General features: G+C 68.8%; 18 protein-coding genes. 13 read left to right on the top strand and 5 right to left on the bottom strand.

All coding sequences use genetic code 11. The annotated features are described in order from the left end of the window. Window positions 1–3 precede the first annotated feature (3 nt). The 6 genes from ACXC9Q_RS25045 to ACXC9Q_RS25020 all read left to right on the top strand — a co-directional run bounded on the left by ACXC9Q_RS25045 (window position 4) and on the right by ACXC9Q_RS25020 (window position 7,819). Entirely contained in the window at window positions 4–1,005 is a 1,002-nt protein-coding gene (locus ACXC9Q_RS25045) for an ABC transporter ATP-binding protein (RefSeq protein WP_457059095.1), read from the top strand. Continuing rightward, window positions 1,005–2,018: an ABC transporter ATP-binding protein gene (locus ACXC9Q_RS25040; protein ID WP_457059094.1), complete on the top strand. Its 1,014-nt coding sequence runs from the start codon at window positions 1,005–1,007 to the stop codon at window positions 2,016–2,018. Before ACXC9Q_RS25045 ends, ACXC9Q_RS25040 begins: the two co-directional genes overlap by 1 nt. 18 nt (window positions 2,019–2,036) lie before the next feature. Then, on the top strand, window positions 2,037–3,869 hold the full coding sequence (locus tag ACXC9Q_RS25035; RefSeq protein WP_457059093.1) for a hypothetical protein: 1,833 nt from the start codon (window positions 2,037–2,039) through the stop codon (window positions 3,867–3,869). A 75-nt stretch (window positions 3,870–3,944) separates the two neighbouring features. Next, a complete protein-coding gene (dapB, locus tag ACXC9Q_RS25030) occupies window positions 3,945–4,691 on the top strand; it encodes a 4-hydroxy-tetrahydrodipicolinate reductase (RefSeq protein WP_457059092.1) in 747 nt (248 codons plus the stop codon). A 36-nt stretch (window positions 4,692–4,727) separates the two neighbouring features. After that, entirely contained in the window at window positions 4,728–5,174 is a 447-nt protein-coding gene (locus ACXC9Q_RS25025; RefSeq protein ID WP_457059091.1) for a hypothetical protein, read from the top strand. A 131-nt stretch (window positions 5,175–5,305) separates the two neighbouring features. Then, on the top strand, window positions 5,306–7,819 hold the full coding sequence (locus ACXC9Q_RS25020) for an ATP-binding protein (protein WP_457059090.1): 2,514 nt from the start codon (window positions 5,306–5,308) through the stop codon (window positions 7,817–7,819). Between the two features lie 505 nt (window positions 7,820–8,324). On the opposite strand, the gene ACXC9Q_RS25015 is transcribed toward ACXC9Q_RS25020, so the two are convergent. After that, complete coding sequence (locus ACXC9Q_RS25015; RefSeq protein WP_457059089.1) at window positions 8,325–10,049, bottom strand: alpha/beta hydrolase; 1,725 nt, start codon at window positions 10,047–10,049, stop codon at window positions 8,325–8,327. 116 nt (window positions 10,050–10,165) lie between these two features. Further along, window positions 10,166–10,552, bottom strand: a complete 387-nt coding sequence (locus ACXC9Q_RS25010) for a cupin domain-containing protein (RefSeq protein WP_457059088.1) — start codon at window positions 10,550–10,552, stop codon at window positions 10,166–10,168. A 53-nt stretch (window positions 10,553–10,605) separates the two neighbouring features. On the opposite strand from ACXC9Q_RS25010, the gene ACXC9Q_RS25005 reads away from it, so the two are divergent. Beyond that, window positions 10,606–11,577, top strand: a complete 972-nt coding sequence (locus tag ACXC9Q_RS25005; protein ID WP_457059087.1) for a helix-turn-helix domain-containing protein — start codon at window positions 10,606–10,608, stop codon at window positions 11,575–11,577. On the opposite strand, the gene ACXC9Q_RS25000 is transcribed toward ACXC9Q_RS25005, so the two are convergent. Both ACXC9Q_RS25000 and ACXC9Q_RS24995 read right to left on the bottom strand, forming a co-directional pair. Continuing rightward, on the bottom strand, window positions 11,566–12,171 hold the full coding sequence (locus ACXC9Q_RS25000) for a GNAT family N-acetyltransferase (protein WP_457059086.1): 606 nt from the start codon (window positions 12,169–12,171) through the stop codon (window positions 11,566–11,568). The genes ACXC9Q_RS25005 and ACXC9Q_RS25000 overlap by 12 nt on opposite strands. 111 nt (window positions 12,172–12,282) lie before the next feature. Then, window positions 12,283–13,467, bottom strand: coding sequence for a DUF418 domain-containing protein (locus tag ACXC9Q_RS24995; protein ID WP_457059085.1), 1,185 nt, complete (start codon window positions 13,465–13,467; stop codon window positions 12,283–12,285). A gap of 175 nt (window positions 13,468–13,642) precedes the next feature. On the opposite strand from ACXC9Q_RS24995, the gene paaA reads away from it, so the two are divergent. The 5 genes from paaA to paaE are packed head-to-tail and all read left to right on the top strand — an operon-like array spanning window position 13,643 to window position 17,137. Further along, window positions 13,643–14,566 carry a 1,2-phenylacetyl-CoA epoxidase subunit PaaA gene (gene paaA, locus ACXC9Q_RS24990; RefSeq protein WP_457059084.1) on the top strand — a complete coding sequence of 308 codons (924 nt, stop codon included), beginning with the start codon at window positions 13,643–13,645 and terminating at the stop codon, window positions 14,564–14,566. After that, on the top strand, window positions 14,563–14,841 hold the full coding sequence (gene paaB, locus ACXC9Q_RS24985) for a 1,2-phenylacetyl-CoA epoxidase subunit PaaB (RefSeq protein ID WP_167213524.1): 279 nt from the start codon (window positions 14,563–14,565) through the stop codon (window positions 14,839–14,841). The genes paaA and paaB overlap by 4 nt, the downstream gene beginning before the upstream one ends. Then, window positions 14,838–15,578, top strand: coding sequence for a 1,2-phenylacetyl-CoA epoxidase subunit PaaC (gene paaC, locus ACXC9Q_RS24980; protein WP_457059083.1), 741 nt, complete (start codon window positions 14,838–14,840; stop codon window positions 15,576–15,578). The genes paaB and paaC overlap by 4 nt, the downstream gene beginning before the upstream one ends. Next, window positions 15,572–16,051 carry a 1,2-phenylacetyl-CoA epoxidase subunit PaaD gene (gene paaD, locus ACXC9Q_RS24975; protein ID WP_457059082.1) on the top strand — a complete coding sequence of 160 codons (480 nt, stop codon included), beginning with the start codon at window positions 15,572–15,574 and terminating at the stop codon, window positions 16,049–16,051. Before paaC ends, paaD begins: the two co-directional genes overlap by 7 nt. Continuing rightward, a complete protein-coding gene (gene paaE, locus ACXC9Q_RS24970) occupies window positions 16,052–17,137 on the top strand; it encodes a 1,2-phenylacetyl-CoA epoxidase subunit PaaE (RefSeq protein WP_457059081.1) in 1,086 nt (361 codons plus the stop codon). Window positions 17,138–17,577: 440 nt separating this feature from the next. On the opposite strand, the gene argG is transcribed toward paaE, so the two are convergent. After that, entirely contained in the window at window positions 17,578–19,011 is a 1,434-nt protein-coding gene (argG, locus tag ACXC9Q_RS24965) for an argininosuccinate synthase (protein WP_457059080.1), read from the bottom strand. Between the two features lie 125 nt (window positions 19,012–19,136). On the opposite strand from argG, the gene ACXC9Q_RS24960 reads away from it, so the two are divergent. Then, window positions 19,137–19,925 (top strand): metal-dependent hydrolase, encoded by a 789-nt coding sequence (locus ACXC9Q_RS24960; RefSeq protein ID WP_457059079.1) that lies wholly within the window; start codon window positions 19,137–19,139, stop codon window positions 19,923–19,925. Window positions 19,926–19,928 lie beyond the last annotated feature (3 nt).

Here is a 19,928-nt window from a genome sequence, read left to right as displayed (position 1 = left end):
GCAGTGACGAGGCATGGCGAAGTACTGCTGAAGGTCGAGAACCTCAGCGTTGAGTTCGACACCCCGCGCGGGCCGGTGCGTGCGGTCGACGGGGTGTCCTGGCAGGTCCGGGCCGGCGAGACGCTGGCGATCCTGGGGGAGTCCGGGTCGGGGAAGAGCGTGTCGACCCAGGCGCTGACCGGGATCCTCGAGATGCCGCCGGGCCGGATCGTCTCCGGTACGGCGGAGTACCGCGGCGTGGACCTGATCGGGATGACCGTGAAGGAACGGCGCAAGATCGTCGGCGACCGGATCACCATGGTGTTCCAGGACTCGCTGTCGGCGCTGAACCCGGTGCAGTCGGTCGGCACCCAGATCGCCGAGTGCTACCGCGTGCACCGCGGCATGTCGAAGAAGGCCGCGCTCAGGCAGGCCGCGGACATGCTCGACCAGGTCCGGATCCCGGCCGCGGCGAAGCGGGTGGGCGACTACCCGCACGAGTTCTCCGGCGGCATGCGGCAGCGGGTGATGCTCGCGATGGCGCTCGCGCTCGATCCCGACGTACTGATCGCGGACGAGCCGACCACGGCGCTCGACGTCACCGTGCAGGCACAGATCCTGGAACTGATCGCGGAACTGCAGGCCGAGCGCGACATGGGCGTCGTCCTGATCACCCACGACCTCGGCGTGGTGTCGGACGTCGCGGACAACGTGGTGGTGATGTACGCCGGACATGTCGTCGAGCGAGCGTCCACCGCGGAGGCCCTGGAGTATCCCGTTCATCCTTATACGGAAGGGCTTCTGGGCTCGATGCCGTCAGCGGACCTGAAGGGTCAGGAGCTGCCGACCATCCCCGGTACGCCGCCGTCGTTGCGGGCGATCCCGTCCGGCTGCGCGTTCCGGCCGCGGTGCCCGCACGCGATCGACGACTGCGCGCGTGAGGTGCCCCCGCTGCTCACCGTCGCCCCTGGCCGGGATGCCGCGTGCATCCGCCGTACGTCGATCGCGGAACGAGAGGCGGTGTGATGTCCGACGAGTTGCTGGTGGCAACGGATCTGGTGAAGCACTACGACATCAGCCCGGCGCTGAGCTTCGGGACCAAGACAGTGGTCCGGGCGGTCGACGGCGTCGACCTGACGCTCCGCAGGGGCGAGTCGCTCGGCATCGTCGGCGAGTCGGGCTGCGGGAAGTCCACGCTGGTCCGGCTGCTTGCCTCGCTGGAGAAGCCGACGTCGGGTCAGCTCTTCTACGGCGGGGTCGACGTCAGCAAGCTGAGGGCGCGCGATCTGCGGCGCTGGCGGCGCAACGTGCAGGTGGTGTTCCAGGACCCGTACTCGAGCCTGAACCCGCGGATGCGGGTCGGCGAGATCGTGGCCGAGCCGCTGGAGGTCCACCCGGACGTGGCGAAGAGCGTCGACATCCGGTCCCGGGTGCGTGAGCTGCTCGAACTGGTCGGGCTGCGGGCCGAGGACGAGACCAAGTTCCCGCACCAGTTCTCGGGCGGCCAGCGACAGCGGATCGGGATCGCCCGGGCGATCGCGCTGAACCCCGACGTACTGCTGTGCGACGAGCCGGTGTCCGCACTGGACCTGTCCGTACAGGCGCAGGTGGTGAACCTGCTGATGCGCCTGCAGCGTGAGCTTGGTCTCAGCATCATCTTCGTCGCCCACGACCTCTCCGTGGTCCGGCACGTGTCGGACCGGGTGGCGGTGATGTACCTGGGCAAGGTCGCCGAGCTGGGCGAGCACCAGCAGGTGTACGACGTCCCCGCGCATCCGTACACGCAGGCCCTGCTGTCCGCCGAGCCGGGACTGGCCCGGCAGGGCAGGAAGCGGATCGTGCTGGCCGGTGACCCGCCGTCGCCGGTGATGCCACCGTCCGGCTGCCGGTTCCACACCCGCTGTCTGCGCGCGGAATCCCGCTGCAGCAGCGAGGAACCGCAGCTCCGCGAGATCCCCTCCGGCCAAACCGTCTCCTGCCACTTCGCCGAAGACGCCCAGACCGCCTACACCCCGGCCCAAGGCGTATCTGTGGAGTGATGGCCTAGGGTGGCGGCCGTGAGTGCACTACCGATGACCCCGAAGAGCAGGCAGTTCGCGCTGCTGGTCGGGGTCATCGTGGTTGCCGGTGGACTCGCGGGGTGGTGGATCCTGACCGCGGGCCGGGCCGCCAACGAAGGCTTCGACATCACCGATGAGGGCTACTACCTGCTGTCCTACCGGTGGTGGAACAGCAATCCGCTCGCACTGACCGGAGTGCAGTACCTGTACGGCCCGGTCTTCGAGTGGCTCGGGTACGACATCGTCCGGTTGCGGCTGTTCCGGCTGCTGACCGTGGTCGTCGTCCATCTGATCTTCGGGTACAGCTTCATGCGCTGGTTGCGCGGCCGGCGGCCGGGCGCGGCGCCGACGAAGCTGTGGGAGCTGGCTGGGATGGCGGTCATTCTGGCCGCGGGTGGCATGTGTTACAGCTGGCTGCCGCAGTCGCCCGGCTACAACGATGTGGTCCTGCTCGGTGCGCTGACGCTGGTCTCGTGCGTGTTGTGGATGGCGACGGCGGTCGATCGCGGGCGCACCGTGCCGTTCTGGGTGCTGGTCGTGGCCGGTCTCGTCATCGGTGCGATGGTGCTGGCGAAGTGGACCTCGGTGGTGGTGATCGGGCTGATCGTGGTCGCCGCCCTGATCGTTCTGGCCGGCCAGGGCCTGCGGGCTGTTGCCCGCGGTGTCGGTCTCGCGCTGGCCGGACTCGCGCTGGCGGCGCTCGTGGTGCAGTTGTTCGTGGTCCGGCTGAACGTCGCGGTGCCGGGGATCATGACCGTGAACAGGTTCATCGCGGACACGTCGTACTCGCCGGCCGCCCTGTTGCACGTCTACTGGTCGACCGGTCTCAACCTGCTCGGACGGACCCTCCGCGACCACGGGATCCTGCTGGTCGCGGCCGCTGTCGCGGTGATCGCCCGATGGCGTTGGCTGCGCATCACCGCCGGGGTCCTGGTGCTCGTCGCGTTCGCTCTGTCGGTACGCCGGGTGGTCGCCGATGGTGGCGCGGTGGGTGGGTCCGGGCACACGTCGCGGTACACGGTGACGCTCCTCGCCGCCGTACTCGTCGCGCTGGTGACGGCCGTCGCCGCTGTGGTCGCCGGCCGGCTCGGGCTGACGGACCGGTCCGTACTGGGCCGCGAGAACGCGCGGGGATGGGTCGTCCTCGGGCTGCTGGTCGTGCTGCCGATGGTGCAGGCGTTCGGGACGAACAACCCGCTCTACACGATCGGCTTCAATGCGTTCGCCGCCTGGGCCGCGGTGATGATCGCGGTGGTGACCGGGATCTGGGCGACGCCGATCGTCGCGCGGGCGACCGTGGGGATCGTGGCCGTTGCGTCGCTGGTAGCGGTGGCGTCCATCGCCTACACCGGGCTGTTCCAGTACCCCTATCGGTCGGTCGGGCACACACAGCTGACCACGGCGGCTTCCCTGCCGGCGTTGAAAGGCCTCTACGTCGAGCCGCTGGCCGAGCGCAACTACTCCAAGTTGGCGACCGAGCTCCGGGCGTACCTCCAGCCGGCCAGCCGGCCGATCCTGGCGTTCGACAAGATGGCCGGGATCGTCCTGATGCTGCAGGGGAAGCCGGTCGGTGAGGCCTGGGTCGCGCCGAAGGAGCGGTCCAGGACCGCGGCCGGGATCGAGGAGGTCTGCCGGAACGGCCCGCCCTGGGGTGCGAGCCGCCCGCCGATCATCATCCTCAACCGTCCCATCTCCGACGTCGAGGTCACCGCCCTGCGCGCCTGCGGGCTGGACTTCCAGGCGGACTACACGTTGCTCGCGCCCGCGAAGGACACGATCAAGCTGCAGGTCTACGTCCCGCGCGCCGAGCGAGCCGCGCAGAAACCCTGACCGACGGCACCCTGACCGGAGCGCGGGGGACCGGATGAGATCCTGGTGCCCTCGATTCCAACCGGAAGGGTGCGCATGATCAAGGTCGGTGTGCTGGGAGCCAAGGGCAGGATGGGCGCTCAGACGTGCCTCGCGGTCGAGGAGGCCGACGACTGCGAGCTGGTCGCCCGGCTCGACCAGGGCGACGAGCTCGAGGAACTGACCAAGACCGGTGCGCAGGTGGTGGTCGACTTCACCCGGCCCGAGGTCGTGATGGACAACCTGGCCTGGTGCATCGAGCACGGAATCCACGCGGTCGTCGGGACCACCGGGTTCGACGACGAGCGGCTGGCCACGCTGCGTTCGCAGCTCGACGCCAGCCCGGGCACCGGCGTACTGATCGCGCCGAACTTCTCGATCGGCGCGGTCCTGATGATGCAGTTCGCCGCCAAGGCTGCCCGGTACTACGAGTCCGTCGAGATCGTCGAGTTGCACCACCCTGACAAGGTGGACGCTCCGTCCGGGACGGCGCGCCGTACGGCGGAACTGATCGCCGCCGCCCGCCGGGACGCCGGGGCCGGGCCGATCCCTGACGCGACCACGACGGCGCTGGACGGCGCGCGGGGTGCGGATGTCGACGGGATCCGGGTGCACGGGGTCCGGCTGCGCGGCCTGGTCGCGCACCAGGAGGTCCTGTTCGGTGACGAGGGGGAAACGCTGACGATCCGGCACGACTCGATGGCCCGGGTCTCGTTCATGGCCGGCGTCCTGCTCGGGGTCCGGCGGATCGTCGGCACGCCCGGGCTGACGGTCGGCCTCGAGCACTTCATGGATCTCGCCTGACCGGGGCGGTGGGGCGGGGAAGAAAATGACACTGAAATGAGCGCGAAGCGGGCGGCGATCGTGATCGCGGTGGTGTTCGTCGCGTACGCCGTACTGCTCGGCTGGCGTGGTGTGTTGCTGATCGGGACCGGCGACCCGGTCGCGATTGTGCTCGGGATCGCGGTCCTGGTCATCCCGTTGCTCGGGATCTACCTGGTCTGGCGCGAACTGCAGTTCGGCCGCCGGACCGAGGCCCTCGCCGGCGAACTCGAGGCGGACGGTGGCCTGCCGGTCGACGATCTGCCGCGCCGGCCATCCGGACGGATCGACCGAGCCGCCGCGGACGCCGCGTTCCTCAAGTACAAGGAAGAGGCGGAAGCGGCGCCCGACGATTGGCGGGTGTGGTTCCGCCTGTCCACTGCGTACGACGCCGCGGGCGACCGGAAACGGGCCCGCGCGACGATGCGCACAGCGATCGCTCACCACGACCAGGCGGTGGGCTGAAGCCCGTTAGTTACCTGGGAGTTCGCTGTGAACGACATGGCGGTAACTGACAACCAGGTGTGAAACGGGATACTTTCGTGACGTGCGTGGCAACCGCCACGTGCAGGTCGGAGACTGGGTGGAGCCGTCCTGTGCCATCAGACGGGTCTGGCCGCGGCTCAGACGACGTGCAGGGGGCAGGATTCGGCGGCCTGCTGCGCCGGCACCGGCGTGAGGCCGGGCTGTCGCAGGAGGGACTGGCGGAGCTCGCCGGCTTGAGTGTCGACGCGATCGCGGCTTTGGAGCGGGGACGTCGGCGCGCGCCGCGAGCCCACACGCTGCGCCTGCTCGCGGACGCTCTGCGGCTGGAGGATCCGGACCGGTCACAGCTCACCGCGTCCGCGCGCCGGGAGACCGAGACCAGCCGGCCGCCGATGCGCCAGCCACCCGCCCCGCCGAACCAGCTGATCGGCCGCGCCACCGAGCTCACCGCCACCAGACGCCTGCTCGGCCAGCGCATCACCCGCCTGCTGACGCTCACTGGGCCTGGTGGCGTGGGCAAGACCCGCCTGACCATGGCGCTGGCCAACGAACTCACCGACAGCTTCCAGGACGGCGTTTGCTGGGTGCCACTGGCCGCGCTGAGCGACCCGGCCGCCGTCGTACCGGCCGTCGCTGCGTCCACCGGCCTGCATCTCGTGGAGAGCACCCGGCTGGTCGAGGAGATCGCCGAACAGATCGGCCGCAGCCACATGCTGCTGGTCTTCGACAACTGCTCGCACGTCGTTGCGACCGTCGGTCAGATCTGCGCGGCGCTCCTGGAGTACTGCCCGAACCTGTCGATCCTCGCGTCCAGCCGCGAGCTCCTCCGTGTCCCCGGCGAGAGCGTGTACGTCGTACCTGCGCTGGCCCTGCCGCACGACGAGGATCAGCTGGAGTCGTCTGCCGCGGTCCGGTTGTTCGTGGAGCGCGCGATCGCCCGCGGCTACGATCCGGCCGGGCAGATCGACCAGGTCGCGCGCGTGGTCCGGCGGCTCGAGGGTATGCCGCTCGCGATCGAGCTGGCCGCGGCGCGGACCAACGTGATGACCATCGAGGAGCTGGCGAGCGAGCTGGAGACGTCGTTCGGCATCCTGGCCGGCGGCTCGCGGACGGCGTCGCCGCGGCAGCAGTCCATGTACGGCGCGATCGAGTGGAGCCATGACCTGCTCACACCGGCGGAGCGGGACGTGTTCGCGCAGCTGTCGGTGTTCGTCGGCGGCTGGACGCTGAACGCGGCCGCGACCGTCATGTCGGGGAAGGCTTCACCAGGCCCGTTGGAGCGGGCCGAGGCGCTCGATCTCACCGGGCGGCTGGTGGACAAGTCGCTGATCCGGGTGACGCGGCGGCGCGGCATGGCGCGGTACTACATGCTCGCGGTGATTCGTGAGTTCGCCGCCGACCGGCTGGCGGGGGCCGGCTGGACGGAGGAGGCGGCCAGGCGGCACGCGCAGTACTACATCAGCCTCGCCGAGGAGGCCGAGGGCCACCTGCGCGGTCCGAATCAGGCCGACTGGCTCGAGCGCCTCGACGACGAGCTGGACAACCTCCGCTCCGCCATGGCGTGGGCCCTGCGGACGCGGTCGGTCAGCGAGGCGCTGCGGTTGTCCGGCGGCCTGTGGCTGTTCTGCTACCTGCGCGGGCACTACGCCGAGGGCAGCCAGTGGCTGGAACGATCCCTGACCCTCGCGGACTCGGTGCCGGCCAAAGAGCTGGGCGGTCTGGCTCCTGCCTGCGCGAAGGCGAATCTGGGGGCGGGCATGCTGGCGTTCCTGCAGTGCGAGTACGACGCCGCGACCGTCCGGCTTGAGACCGCCCTGGTGCAGTACAAGGAGCAGGACGACGCAGCCGGTACGGCGCTCGTCCTGCAGCGGCTCGGGGGAGTCGCCCGGGAGCGCGGCGACTACTCGGCCGCGGAGGATCTGCACTGCGAGAGTTTCGACCTCTACGAGAGTCTCGGCGACCGGTCCGGGATGGCGTGGGCGCACAACCACCTGGGATTCGTGGCGTGGTTGCGCGGTGATCTCGAAGTGGGTGCGCGGCGGTGCCAGCGCGCACGGGACAGCTTCCGGGTGATCGGTGACGGCGAGGGGCTGGCCTGGTCGCTGATCAGCCTCGGCGCGATCGCGCAGTACAGCGGTGAGCTGGTCGAGGCCGAGGATCTGCTGCAGGAGAGCCTGGCGTTGTCCCAGCGGCTCGGGTACCGCGAGGGTGTCGCCTGGTCGCTCAACCAGCTGGGCATCGTGGAACGCCGCCGCGGCCTGACGGAGCGCGCCGTACATCTGCTGGACGAGAGCCTGGCCGAGCATCGCGATCTGGGTGATCGGTGGCGGTCGGCCAGCGTGCTCGAGGAGCTCGCGGCGGTCGCCCAGCAACGCGGCCGCAGCGACTACGCCGCCTTCCTGCTGGGTGCCGCGGATGGTGTCCGCGAGGTCATCGGCGCACCCGTGCCGGAGATCGAGAAGCCGGACTACCAAGCGACTCGGGCCGCGATCGAGGAGTCCCTCGACCGGCGGGTCTTCCGGACCGCCTGGTCGGCCGGGCGGGCGGCCCCACTGGCCGCGGTCGCCGACGGCTACCCGCCACCGGCCTCGAGCCACAATCCGAATCGCACCGGCCGGCTCTGACGCCGGGCAGAACAAGACCGATCAGCAGTCCACCAGGGCTGCTGATCGGCGTAGGTCGGGTCTGGTGATCGAGCCCCCCGACCTTGTGCCTCGCGGAGCACCACGACCTGGGGGATCGACGGCACCCCGCGAGGGTTTTTGGGAGCGCGGGCGAATAACGCCGTGTGCGTGGCCCGGCCGGCTGTGTCTCTGTCTGACCCCCCAGGCAGTCCCCCCACCCCACAGCCGGCCGAAGCCACGTCGGCGATGGATACCTGCCGTCGAGCCCTCCCGGTCGACGCCTGGTTCCTCCGCGCTGACTCAAGGTTGTCGAAATCACGCTGTGTCGCACAGGGACGTTACCCTGACATCGCCCTGACAAATTTGTCCTGACAACGAAAGCGTGGTCCGGATTTCGCCGACGGTGATCACGGTCTGCCCGAGCGTAGGGAAATCGGGCAGAAATTGACCGCATTTTCTGTCCGCGCCGGACAATCCTTTCCTGCGATTCAAACGTTCGCTCGGATCAGTGCAGATATCCCGAGACGGCTTTGGTGAATCCCGCGATCCGGCGCAGTGGCGCGCTCCCGGCGTACCCCTGCTCGCCGCTCTCCTCGAGCTCCGGTGCCGGCGCCGACGGGGCGGGGATGCCCTCGCCGGCGCAGCTGACGTCCTTGGCCGGCGCCTTGCCGGTGGTGAGGAAGGCGTTGACGATCTTGTCGGCGCACTTGTTCACGCCGCCGTACACGCCGTGGTCGCCCTCGCGGGTGACGGTGAGCAGGCGCGATCCGGCGTACCTGTTGTGGGCGTCGACGGCGAGCGAGTAGTTGGTCGCCGGATCGTGCACCGACTGCACCATCAGCGTTGTGGGCAAGCCTTTGCCGGTCGGCGTCGGCATGGTCAGGTCGGGGCGATCCCAGTAGAAGCACGGGTTCTCGGTCATGGTCCAGCCGAGGAGTGGGTTCTTCGGTCCGATGCGGCTGGCCAACTGCCGGCCGTACTCGCGGCCTTGCGGCCAGGCCATGTCGTTGCAGGTGATCGCCGTGAAGGTCGCGCTCTCGGCGTCGTCCCCGATCATCCGGCCCAGTGGAGGGAGCCCGACGACGCCGCGGTTGGCGCGCTGGACCAGTTCGTGCTGCCGGGCGGGCGACAATGCGTCCACCTGGCGTTGCGCGGCCCGGGCTCCGCCCTTTGTCTGGGCCGCGGAAAGGTCGCGGAGAAATGCCAGGTCGAGCGCCAGTGAATAGAAGTCGATTTTTGTATACAAATCCCCGGAAATGATCGAGTCCAGGGTGTTCTGGTCGTAGCCGACCTTGACCGAGCCGTCCAGGAACTCCTCGACAGCCGGTTGCTTCTTCAGTGCCGCGCGTAGCCGCTCGTAGGTCCGGATGACCGCTCCGGGTGATGTGCCCAGGTGCAGCTCACCGTCGTACTTCGCCGCCCAGGTCGCGAAGTCCTCGCGGAACCGGCGCTCGAAGGCCGGCGGCTGCGCGACGAAGGTGTTGATCCAGGGCTGGGTGAAGTCGGTGTTCGAGTCCAGCACGAAGCGTCCGACGTGCTCGGGGAAGTAGGTCTGGTAGTACGCCCCGAGCCAGGTGCCGCCGGAGTACCCGAGGTAATCGATCGTGTCGTAGCCGAGCAGTTGCCGGATCAGGTCCATGTCCTGCACGGTCTGCGCGGTGGTCACGTACGGGAGCAGTCCGCGCGACTGGCGGTCGCAGTACGGCTGCGTCATCGCCGACGCCTCGGCGATCAGGTCGAGGTTCCACGGATCCCGGTCGCGCGCGTCCATCGAGTAGCCGGGTGCGCCCTCGCAGGTCACGTCGGTACTGTCACCGGTGCCCCGCGGGTCGAACCCCACGGCGAGGTGGTCCTTCGCCAGCGGCGCCTGGCTCGCCAGGTACGGCGCCATCCCGAGGCCGGCGCCACCCGGGCCGCCAGGGTTCCCGAAGATGACCCGGCTGGGTTTGCCCTTGGCCGGTGCGACCTTGCTGACCGCGATCTGGATGTCGTTGCCGGAGTACTGGTTCGCCCAGTCGCGCGGTGCGGTGATCTTGGCGCAGTACGTGCGCAGCTCTTTGTCGCCGCACTGGGTCCACACCGGTCTCTGCTTCAAGTACTTGTTGGCCACCGGATGCGCCCGGTCGACCACCGTCGCCGTTTGCATCGAGGCGGTCGCACCGGACCCCGGTACGACGAGAACAACAGCAGCGGACAGCCCTAGACCCACGGCCAGGGTGAGGTACTTCATGCAGACTCCAGCGGATGCCTTGCGTAATCGGACCGTCGCAATCTGTCATGCTCGCCGACACCGGTCGAGCACCACCCCCGGCCGGTCGCCGATCCGCCGGATGCTATGGGCGGTGGTCAGATCTCCAGGCCGGTGTGGGTGGAGATGTGATCCGGGAGGGGGTCGTGGTGGTCGCCGGTGGTGGGGATGCCGGCGGGTTCGATGACGACGATGGAGGCGCCGGCGTCGGAGAAGGGGCGGTGGTAGATGCCGCGGGGGACGACGAAGACCTGGCCGGGGGAGAGGGTGACGACACGTTCGTCCGGGTCGCGGACGGCGATGCTCAGCTCGCCGTCGAGGACCAGGAAGAACTCGTCGGTGGTGTCGTGCACGTGCCAGATGTACGAGCCCGCCACCTTGGTGACGCGGACGTCGTAGTCGTTGATCCGCGCGGCGATCCGCGGGCTCCAGAGGTCGTCGAAGGTCTTCAGGACAGCGTGCAGATCAACTGGTTCGTGGCTCATACGGCCCAGTCTTCCCGGGTGCGCCGGGGATGAGTGAGTGCTAGAAATGGCAGATGCCGAAAGAATCCTCGCACCACGTCGCCGTGATCGTCGACCACGGTTCGAACCCGTTCGAGCTCGGCGTCGCCATCGAGCTGTTCGGCCTGCGCCGGCCCGAGCTCGACCGAGACTGGTACAAGCTCAGCCTCTGTACGCCGGAGCCCGCGATCCGCATGCATTCCGGCTTTTTCACGCTGACAGGGGTCGCCGGCCTCGATCGGGCGGATCGCGCCGACACGGTGATCGTGCCGAATCGTCCCGATCCCGAGGTGCCACCGTCGGACGCAATACTGGACGTCGTACGGCGGGCCGCGGAGCGGGGAGCGCGGTTGGTGAGTTTCTGCACGGGGTCGTTCACCCTGGCCGCAGCGGGAGTGCTGGACGGGCGCCGGGCGACGACACATTGGCGGTGGGTTGACACCTTCCGGCGGTCGTATCCCCAGGTGGAGTTGCTGCCGAACGTCCTGTTCGTTGACGATGGCAACGTCCTGACCGCGGCCGGGAGTGCGGCGGCGCTCGACCTCGGCCTGCATCTGATCCGCCGCGATCACGGCGCCGAGATCGCGAACGCGGTCAGCCGGCGGTTGGTGTTCACGGCGCATCGCGACGGCGGTCAGCGGCAGTTCATCGACCAGCCGGTGCCCGTGGTCGCGGACACCTCACTGGCGCCGCTGCTCGAGTGGGCGCGGGAGCGGCTCGGCAGTCCGCTGATGGTCGCGGACATCGCGACGTACGCCGCGGTCAGTCAAGCGACCCTGCATCGCCGGTTCCAGGCCGAGCTTGGTACGACGCCACTCGCCTGGCTGACCGGTGAGCGGGTGGCCTTCGCCTGCCGGCTGCTCGAACGCGGCGAGGTCAGGCTGGAGACCATCGCGAGGACCTGCGGCCTCGGTACGGCGGCCAACCTGAGGATCCAGCTGAAACGCACCACCGGTCTGACGCCCAGCGACTACCGCCGGCGGTTCGCGCTGCGGTCAGTCAGCTGAACCCGGGTCGGTGTGGAGGCGGATCTGCTTGATGCGCACCGATTCGTCGCCATACAGGTCGAGTTCACGATGCGCGCCGTCCGGGGCCCAGCCGGCCTCGGTGTAGAAGGCGCGGAGCACGTCGTCGGTGGAGTTGACCCACACCGTCACGCGGCTGAACCCGTCGGCGCGGATGGTGTCGACGACCGCGTTCAGCAGCCGCGAACCATGGCCGGCGCGGGTGGCCTCCGGCTTGACCACGAGCTCGGCGATCAACGCGTCCCGCCGCGGGTCGGCGTCCGGGTCGTCGGACGGCGTGATTGCGGCGAAGCCGACCAAGGTGCGGCCGGCCAGCGCGACCATCACCCGGTTGCGCGCCTCACCCGGCGCGAGCAACGCGGCCCGCCACTGCGCCGCGAACTGCGCCGGGTTGAGGTCGGAGAGGACATCCATCGGCAGCAGACCGGCGTACGCCGTCCGCCACGCGGCGACCTGGATCTCGCCGATCTCGTTCGCCTCGGCGGGAAGTGCCAGCCGCACACTCGTCTCGGCCACCGGGCTCTCACCGGACAGGTCGGACAGGTTGGCGGGTTCCGGTACGCCGAAGTCACTCATGCCCGCCATCCTCCCAAACCCCGTCCCCGCCTCCCGCCGCGGGGAGACGACCTTGAGCACCCACCAACCAAAATCCGGCACGGAAGGTGGTTGGTGGGTGCTCAAGGTGGGTCAGTAGACGAGGCGGCGGAGGAGGGTTTCGGCGGGACCGCGGTAGGAACGCTTGCTCATCGTGTAGGCGCAGATCACCGAGACGACCCACACACCCATCGCGATCAAGGCCGCGGTGTACGCCGTACTCCCGAAGTGGAGGTGGAGCGTGAAGGGAGCCAGCAGCACCATCCACGAGAGCGACTGGAAGAGGTAGCCGGACAGCGACCGCTGACCCAGTGCGGAGATCGCGCGGACCGGCAGCGACAGCGTGGTGATGCGCGAGACCAGCAGACCGAACAGAGCGACGTACCCGGGGCCGCCGAACATCCCGCTGACGTGAGACAGATAGCTCAGAGCGTCGACCGCGGTCTCGTCGACGTGCAACCAGCCGGCACCGATCAGCGCGAGCGGCAGACCACCCAGGATCGTGATCCCCAGGCCGACAGCGGCGACCCAGGACAGCAGCTTGCGGTGTGCACCCGGGTTCTCCAGGATCTGCTGGCGGGCGGCCCAGATGCCCAGCCAGACGACCATGATGAAGCCGACGACGCTCGCGGTGTGCAGTGGGTACTCGTGCAGCCGATCGATCACGCTGGCGCCGTACGACGAGGCAGCGAGCGACGGATTCGGGTCGTTGGTGAGCGGGTGTGCGGGTCCCGAGCTGTTGACGACGGTGAGTGCGGCCTGGGCGGCGATGACCAGGAGGTAGACGGTCTCCAAGGCCCAGATGCCGAGGATGATCCGGTGGAACTTGTCGCCGCGGTTGAGCAGGAACAGCGTGCAGATGATGCCGACGATGCCGTAGGCGCCGAGGAAGTCCCCGAAGTACAGCAGCGTCGCGTGGACCAGGCCGAAGGCGATCAGCCAGCCGTTGCGCTTGAGCAGAATCCGCCGGACCGCACCGGGGGTCGCGCCGGCGGAGCGCTGCCGCCGCGCCAGCTGGACCAGGCCGTAGCCGAACATCACCGCGAACACCGGGTAGGCCCGGGCGTCCACGAAGGTGAGCTTGACGAAGTTCAGCACGCGCTCGAGGCCGTGCGGTGAGCTTTCGACGCCGGGCTGGCCGGCGAAGGCGAAGTTGGCGCTGTTGGCCAGGCCGATCAGCAGCAGCATCGCACCGCGGATCAGGTCGGGTGCGAGCGCACGTTCCGTACCGGTGACCGGTCCGCGATGATCGGCGGCCGGGAGGGTCTGCGTGGTCACGGGGAGTCCTTTCCAAAACTGTATAAGCCTTGAACTGAATACTCCCGGTGCACCCGGCGCGGACCCAGCGCGCTGCCACCACTTCACGGGGTGGGCCTACCACCACCCCGTCCGACTTTGTGACACTTCTTGTTGGTTTGGAGAGAAAGTGTCACATCTCGGCTATGCTGCCGGTATGGACAGCTTCCAGGCGACCATCGACGCCGACGGCCGGATCGAGCCGCGGGACGCGATGCCGGCGGGGTACCGCAAGACCCTGATCCGGCAGATCGCGCAGCACGCGCACTCCGAGATCATCGGCATGCAGCCGGAAGGCAACTGGATCAGCCGCGCGCCGTCGCTGCGCCGAAAGGCGATCCTGATGGCAAAGGTGCAGGACGAGGCCGGCCACGGGCTCTACCTGTACGCCGCGGCCGAGACGCTCGGCGTGGATCGCGCGGACCTGCTCGACCTGCTGCACAGCGGCAAGCAGAAGTACTCCAGCATCTTCAACTACCCGACCCTGACCTGGGCCGACATCGGCGCGATCGGCTGGCTCGTCGACGGCGCCGCGATCGTCAACCAGGTCCCGCTGTGCCGCTGCTCCTACGGGCCGTACGCACGGGCGATGGTGCGGGTCTGCAAGGAGGAGTCGTTCCACCAGCGGCAGGGTTTCGAAATTCTGCACACGCTGTGCAACGGCACCGAGGCGCAGAAGGCGATGGCCCAGGACGCCCTCGACCGCTGGTGGTGGCCGTCGCTGATGATGTTCGGTCCGCCCGACTCCGCGTCCACGCACTCGGAGCAGTCGATGGCGTGGGGGATCAAGCGGCACAGCAACGACGAGCTCCGTCAGCGCTTCGTCGACATGACCGTCCCGCAGGCCGACGTACTCGGACTGCGCGTGCCCGACGATGGCCTGTCGTACGACGAGGAGTCCGGGCACTACCGCTTCACCGAGCCGGACTACACCGAGTTGTACGACGTGGTGAAGGGCAACGGCCCGTGCAACCAGCAGCGGCTCGCGCATCGGGTCAAGGCGCACGAGGACGGTGCGTGGGTCCGTGAGGCCGCGGCTGCGTATGCCTCCAAGCAAGCTTTGAAGGAGGGGGCCGCATGATCGAGCCGTTGTGGGAGGTGTTCGTTCGCTCGCGTCGTGGGTTGTCGCACACGCACGTCGGTAGCTTGCACGCGCCGGATGCGACCATGGCGTTGCGGAACGCGCGTGACGTCTACACGCGTCGGCAGGAGGGCGTGTCGATCTGGGTTGTGCGGGCCTCCGACATCACCGCGTCGAGCCCGGACGAGAAGGACGAGTTCTTCGACCCGGCCGGCGACAAGGTCTACCGGCACCCGACCTTCTACCAGGTCCCGGAAGGCGTCGAGCACCTGTGAACGACCTGTTCGTGTACACGCTCCGCCTCGGCGACGACGCGCTGATCTCCGCGCAGCGCACCGCCGAGTGGATCGCGGCCGCCCCGCAGCTCGAGGAGGACGTTGCCCTCGGCAACATCGGGCTGGACCAGCTGGGCCAGGCGCGGTCGCTGCTGCAGTACGCCGGTTCTGTCGAAGGAGCCGGCCGGTCGGAGGACGATCTCGCCTACTTCCGGGACGAGCGCGACTTCCTCAACCTGCAGCTGTGCGAGCTGCCCACCGGTGACTTCGCCCACGCGATGGCCCGGTTGCTGTACTTCGCGACCTATCAGCATCTCTTGTACGACGAGCTCCAGACGTCCGCCGACGAGACGCTGTCCGGCGTTGCCGGCAAGGCAGTCAAAGAGGTCGCCTACCACGTCGACCACGCGACCCAGTGGGTGCTGCGCCTCGGCGATGGCACGGACGAGAGCCATAGCCGCATGCAGGCCGCTCTGGAAGCGGTCTGGCCTTACACCGCCGAGATGTTCGAGTCGGACGACCTGGTGCGACGTCTCGCGGTCGCAGTGGACCCGTCGACCCTGCAGGACGAGTGGACGCGTCGAGTGATGGCAGTGATCGACGAATCCACGTGCAGCCGGCCAGAGGCGTCGTACCAGCACAGTGGTGGCCGTCAGGGGCGTCACACCGAGCACTTGGGTTATTTGCTCGCGGAGCTGCAGCACGTGGCTCGCTCGCATCCGGGAGCGACATGGTGACCGACACCGCGATCCTCGAGGCCGTTGGCGAGGTCACGGACCCAGAGGTGCCAGTGCTGACGATCGCGGACCTCGGTGTGTTGCGCGGGGTGCGGCACGAAGGCGATGAGGTCGTCGTGACGATCACACCGACGTACTCCGGCTGTCCGGCGATGGACCTGATCCGGCACGAGGTCGAGCTGACACTGCGAGCTCTGCACGTCGACGGGCGGGTCGAGACCGTGCTGTCGCCGGCGTGGACGACGGAGTGGATGAGTGAGGCCGGCAAGGCGAAACTGACGGAGTACGGCATCGCCCCACCAACTGGTCGTCGCGCCGTTGGTGGGCCAGTCCTTCTTTCGTTGACGATCCGGTGCCCATTGTGCGGGTCGCCCGACACCACGGAGCTCAGCCGCTTCGGCTCGACCTCCTGCAAGTCGCTCTGGCGCTGCAACGCGTGCCGGGAGCCTTTCGACCACTTCAAGGCGATCTAGATGACGACGACAATGGCTCGCCGCCGCGCGGTCTTTCACCCGTTGAAGGTGGCCGCGATCGAGGCGATCACCGACGACTCGGTGGCGATCACGTTCGCGGTGCCGGCCGAGCTGGCGGGGGAGTACGAGTTCACCGCGGGTCAGCACCTGACGATCCGTCGTACCGGGGACGACGTACGGCGCAGCTACTCGATCTGCTCGCCCGCGGGGTCGGGCGTCCTGCGGATCGGCGTGAAACGGATCCCTGGCGGCGAGTTCTCGGCGTACGCGGCGCATGAGCTGAAGGTCGGCGACGAGCTGGAGGTGATGACCCCGCTCGGCCGGTTCGGTACGACGCTCGACCCGGCGAACGTGAAGCACTACGCGTTCGTCGCCGCGGGCAGCGGGATCACGCCGGTGCTGTCGCTGGTCGCGACGATCCTCGCTACCGAGCCAGGCGCACGCGTGACCCTGCTCTACGGCAATCGGACCGCCGGGTCGGTGATGTTCGCCGACGAGCTGGCCGATCTGAAGGACCGATACGCCGAGCGGCTCCACCTGGTGCACGTATTGTCGCGGGAGTCGACCGAGGTCGAGCTGTTCAGCGGGCGGATCGACGCGGATCGGCTGCGGCGGATGTTCGCGACGATCCTGCCGTTGGACACTGTGGACGAGTGGTTCCTGTGCGGGCCGTACGCGATGGTCGTCGGTGCGCAGGAGTTGTTGCTCGGGGAGGGCGTGGCGCGTGAGCACGTGCACGCCGAGCTCTTCCACGTCGGCGACGAGGCCCCGGCCGCGCCAGTCGAAGAGACGGCAGTGGACGAAGATGCCGCCGAGGTCACGGTGATCCTCGATGGTCGACGTTCGAGCTTCTCGCTGGGCGAGCACTCGAAGGTTGTCCTCGACGCGACGCTGGCAGTCCGCTCCGACGCGCCGTTCGCCTGCAAGGGCGGCGTGTGTGGCACCTGTCGCGCGAAGGTCCTGGAGGGGTCGGTCCGCATGGACACCAACTGGGCCCTCGAACCCGACGAGATCCGAGCCGGCTACGTCCTCACCTGCCAGTCCCACCCGACGACGCCCAAGGTGACCTTGGACTACGACGCCTGACCGTAGACACCTACCCGGGACGGTGGACACCAGGCCGGGACCGCGGACACCAAGCCGGGACAACCGACACCTCGCCGGGCGGCGGACAGCTGATCCGGTGTCCACGGTGCCCACAACCTGTCCGAGGTTCCGACCCGTCACCCAAAACCCTCCACACCACTCAACCTCTCACCTGTTCAACCACACGGAGGGCAGGCAGATGTGGGCTCCATTTCAGGGGTTGCCCCCCGAGCTTGTGGGTTGCCCCCTGGGAATTTGGGGGCCGAACCCACCAACTCAGGGGTCAACCCCTGAAATGGCGCGGGCCGTCAACCCCTGAAATGGCGCGGGCTGGGGCCGGACCCACCAACTCGGGGTCAACCGCTGAAATGCCGCGAGCTGGGGCCAACCCACCACTCGGGGTTGGCCCCTCAAACGGGTGGGGAGAGCAGGCGGTGGGGTCAGTCGGTGCCGGACTCCATCGCGGCACGGTCGAGGAGCTCGTCTTCCTCGGTGGCCTCGCCGCGGGATGCGATCGCGTCGGCGCCGCCGGTCGGCATCGCGCCGATCAGGTCGGTGGAGGAGGCGAGCGCCGGGTTATGGCTGCCGAACATGCCCAGGCCGGCGTACTGCTCGAGCTTGGCGCGGGAGTCGGCGATGTCCAGGTTGCGCATGGTCAGCTGGCCGATCCGGTCGACCGGGCCGAACGCGGAGTCCTCGACCCGCTCCATCGACAGCTTGTCCGGGTGGTAGCTGAGCGCCGGGCCGGTGGTGTCGAGGATCGAGTAGTCCTCGCCCCGCCGCAGCCGCAGCGTGACCTCACCGGTCACCGCCGTACCGACCCAGCGCTGCAGGGACTCCCGCAGCATCAGCGACTGCGGGTCCAGCCAGCGGCCTTCGTACATCAGCCGGCCGAGCTTCCGGCCCTCGTTGTGGTAGCTGGCCAGCGTGTCCTCGTTGTGGATCGCGTTGACGAGCCGCTCGTACGCCGCGTGCAGCAGCGCCATCCCCGGCGCCTCGTAGATCCCGCGGCTCTTGGCCTCGATGACCCGGTTCTCGATCTGGTCCGACATGCCCAGCCCGTGCCGGCCGCCGATCGCGTTCGCCTCCAGCACCAGGTCGACCCCGGAGCCGAACTCCTTGCCGTTGATCGTCACCGGCCGGCCCTGCTCGAACGCGATCGTGACGTCCTCGGCCGGGATCTCGACGGACGGATCCCAGTGCGCGAGGCCCATGATCGGGTCGACGGTCTCGACGCCCGTGTCGAGGTGCTCCAGTGTCTTCGCCTCGTGGGTGGCGCCCCAGATGTTGGCGTCGGTGGAGTAGGCCTTCTCGGTGCTGTCCCGGTACGGCAGGCCGTGGGTGGCCAGCCACTCGGACATCTCCTTGCGGCCGCCGAGCTCGGAGACGAAGTCCGCGTCGAGCCACGGCTTGTAGATCCGCAGGTGCGGGTTGGCCAGCAGGCCGTAGCGGTAGAACCGCTCGATGTCGTTGCCCTTGAAGGTCGACCCGTCGCCCCAGATCTGGACGTCGTCGTCAAGCATCGCCCGGACCAGCAGCGTGCCGGTCACGGCCCGCCCGATCGGGGTGGTGTTGAAGTACGTCCGCCCGCCGGAGCGGATGTGGAACGCACCGCAGGCCAGCGCGGCCAGCCCTTCCTCGACCAGCGCCGCCCGGCAGTCGACCAGGCGGGCGATCTCGGCGCCGTACGCCGTGGCTCGGCCCGGGACGGACGCGATGTCGGGCTCGTCGTACTGACCGAGATCGGCGGTGTACGTGCAGGGCACCGCCCCTCTGTCGCGCATCCACGCGACCGCGACCGACGTGTCGAGACCACCCGAGAACGCGATCCCGACCCGCTCACCAACCGGCAATGACGTAAGCACCTTGGACACAGGAAAAGTATGCACCCCTCTGCATGATTATGCAAAACGACGGCGCTGGGCGAGCCTCCCTGGAGGGCCGGACCGCGGTTGAAAGGATGAGCCGTTCCAGGGTGAGGGGAGTGTGAGGCACGGTGATGGGGCGGTCGCATGCCTTGTCGGGGTGGTGCGCCGGGCTGGTGGTCGCGCCGCTGATCGGGCTGACGTCGGTGGCCGAGGTGGTGCCGTTCGCCGCCGCGACCGCCGGCTACGCACTGCTGCCTGACCTCGATCACCCGGGAGCGAGCGCTTCCCGGCTGCTCGGACCGATCACCCGGCTGACGTCCGGTCTCATCCGCGCATTCTCCGGCGTCCTCTACGACCTCACCAAGGGTCCACGCGACGAGGACAGTACGGGGAGGCATCGCCACGCGACCCACACACTGGCCGCCGCGATCCTGCTCGGCGTACTCACGGCCAGCCTCGGCGACCGGGGGAAGTGGGCGGTCCTCGCTGTCGCCGTCACGGGTCTCGTGTTGGCCGCCGACGTACTCGGCGACTGGATCGTCCTCGCGGTTCTCGGCGCGACGGCCTGGTCGGTCTTCGGTACGTCGCTGCCCGGTACGACGGCCGCCGACGCTGTCCAAGCCGGCTTGTCGGAGATCGGCGGCTGGATCGGGATGGCTGTCGGCCTCGGCATGTTCGTCCACTGTCTCGGCGACAGCCTCACCCGCTCCGGCTGCCCGTGGCTCTGGCCGCTGCCGATCCGCGGCGAGACCTGGTACGAGATCCGGCTCCCGCGTCTCCTCCGCTTCAGCACCGGTAGCTGGGTCGAGCGCCTGGTGGTCGCGCCGCTCCTGCTGGCGGCCGGCGTACTGCTGCTTCCTGGCGGGCTGCGGGCGGTCCAGCACGTTTTCGACGCAACCTCGATCTGGCTGGCGCGCTGAAAT

The sequence above is a fragment of the Kribbella sp. CWNU-51 genome (genome assembly GCF_054073265.1).
This window is presented reverse-complemented; position numbering and strand designations above follow the sequence as displayed.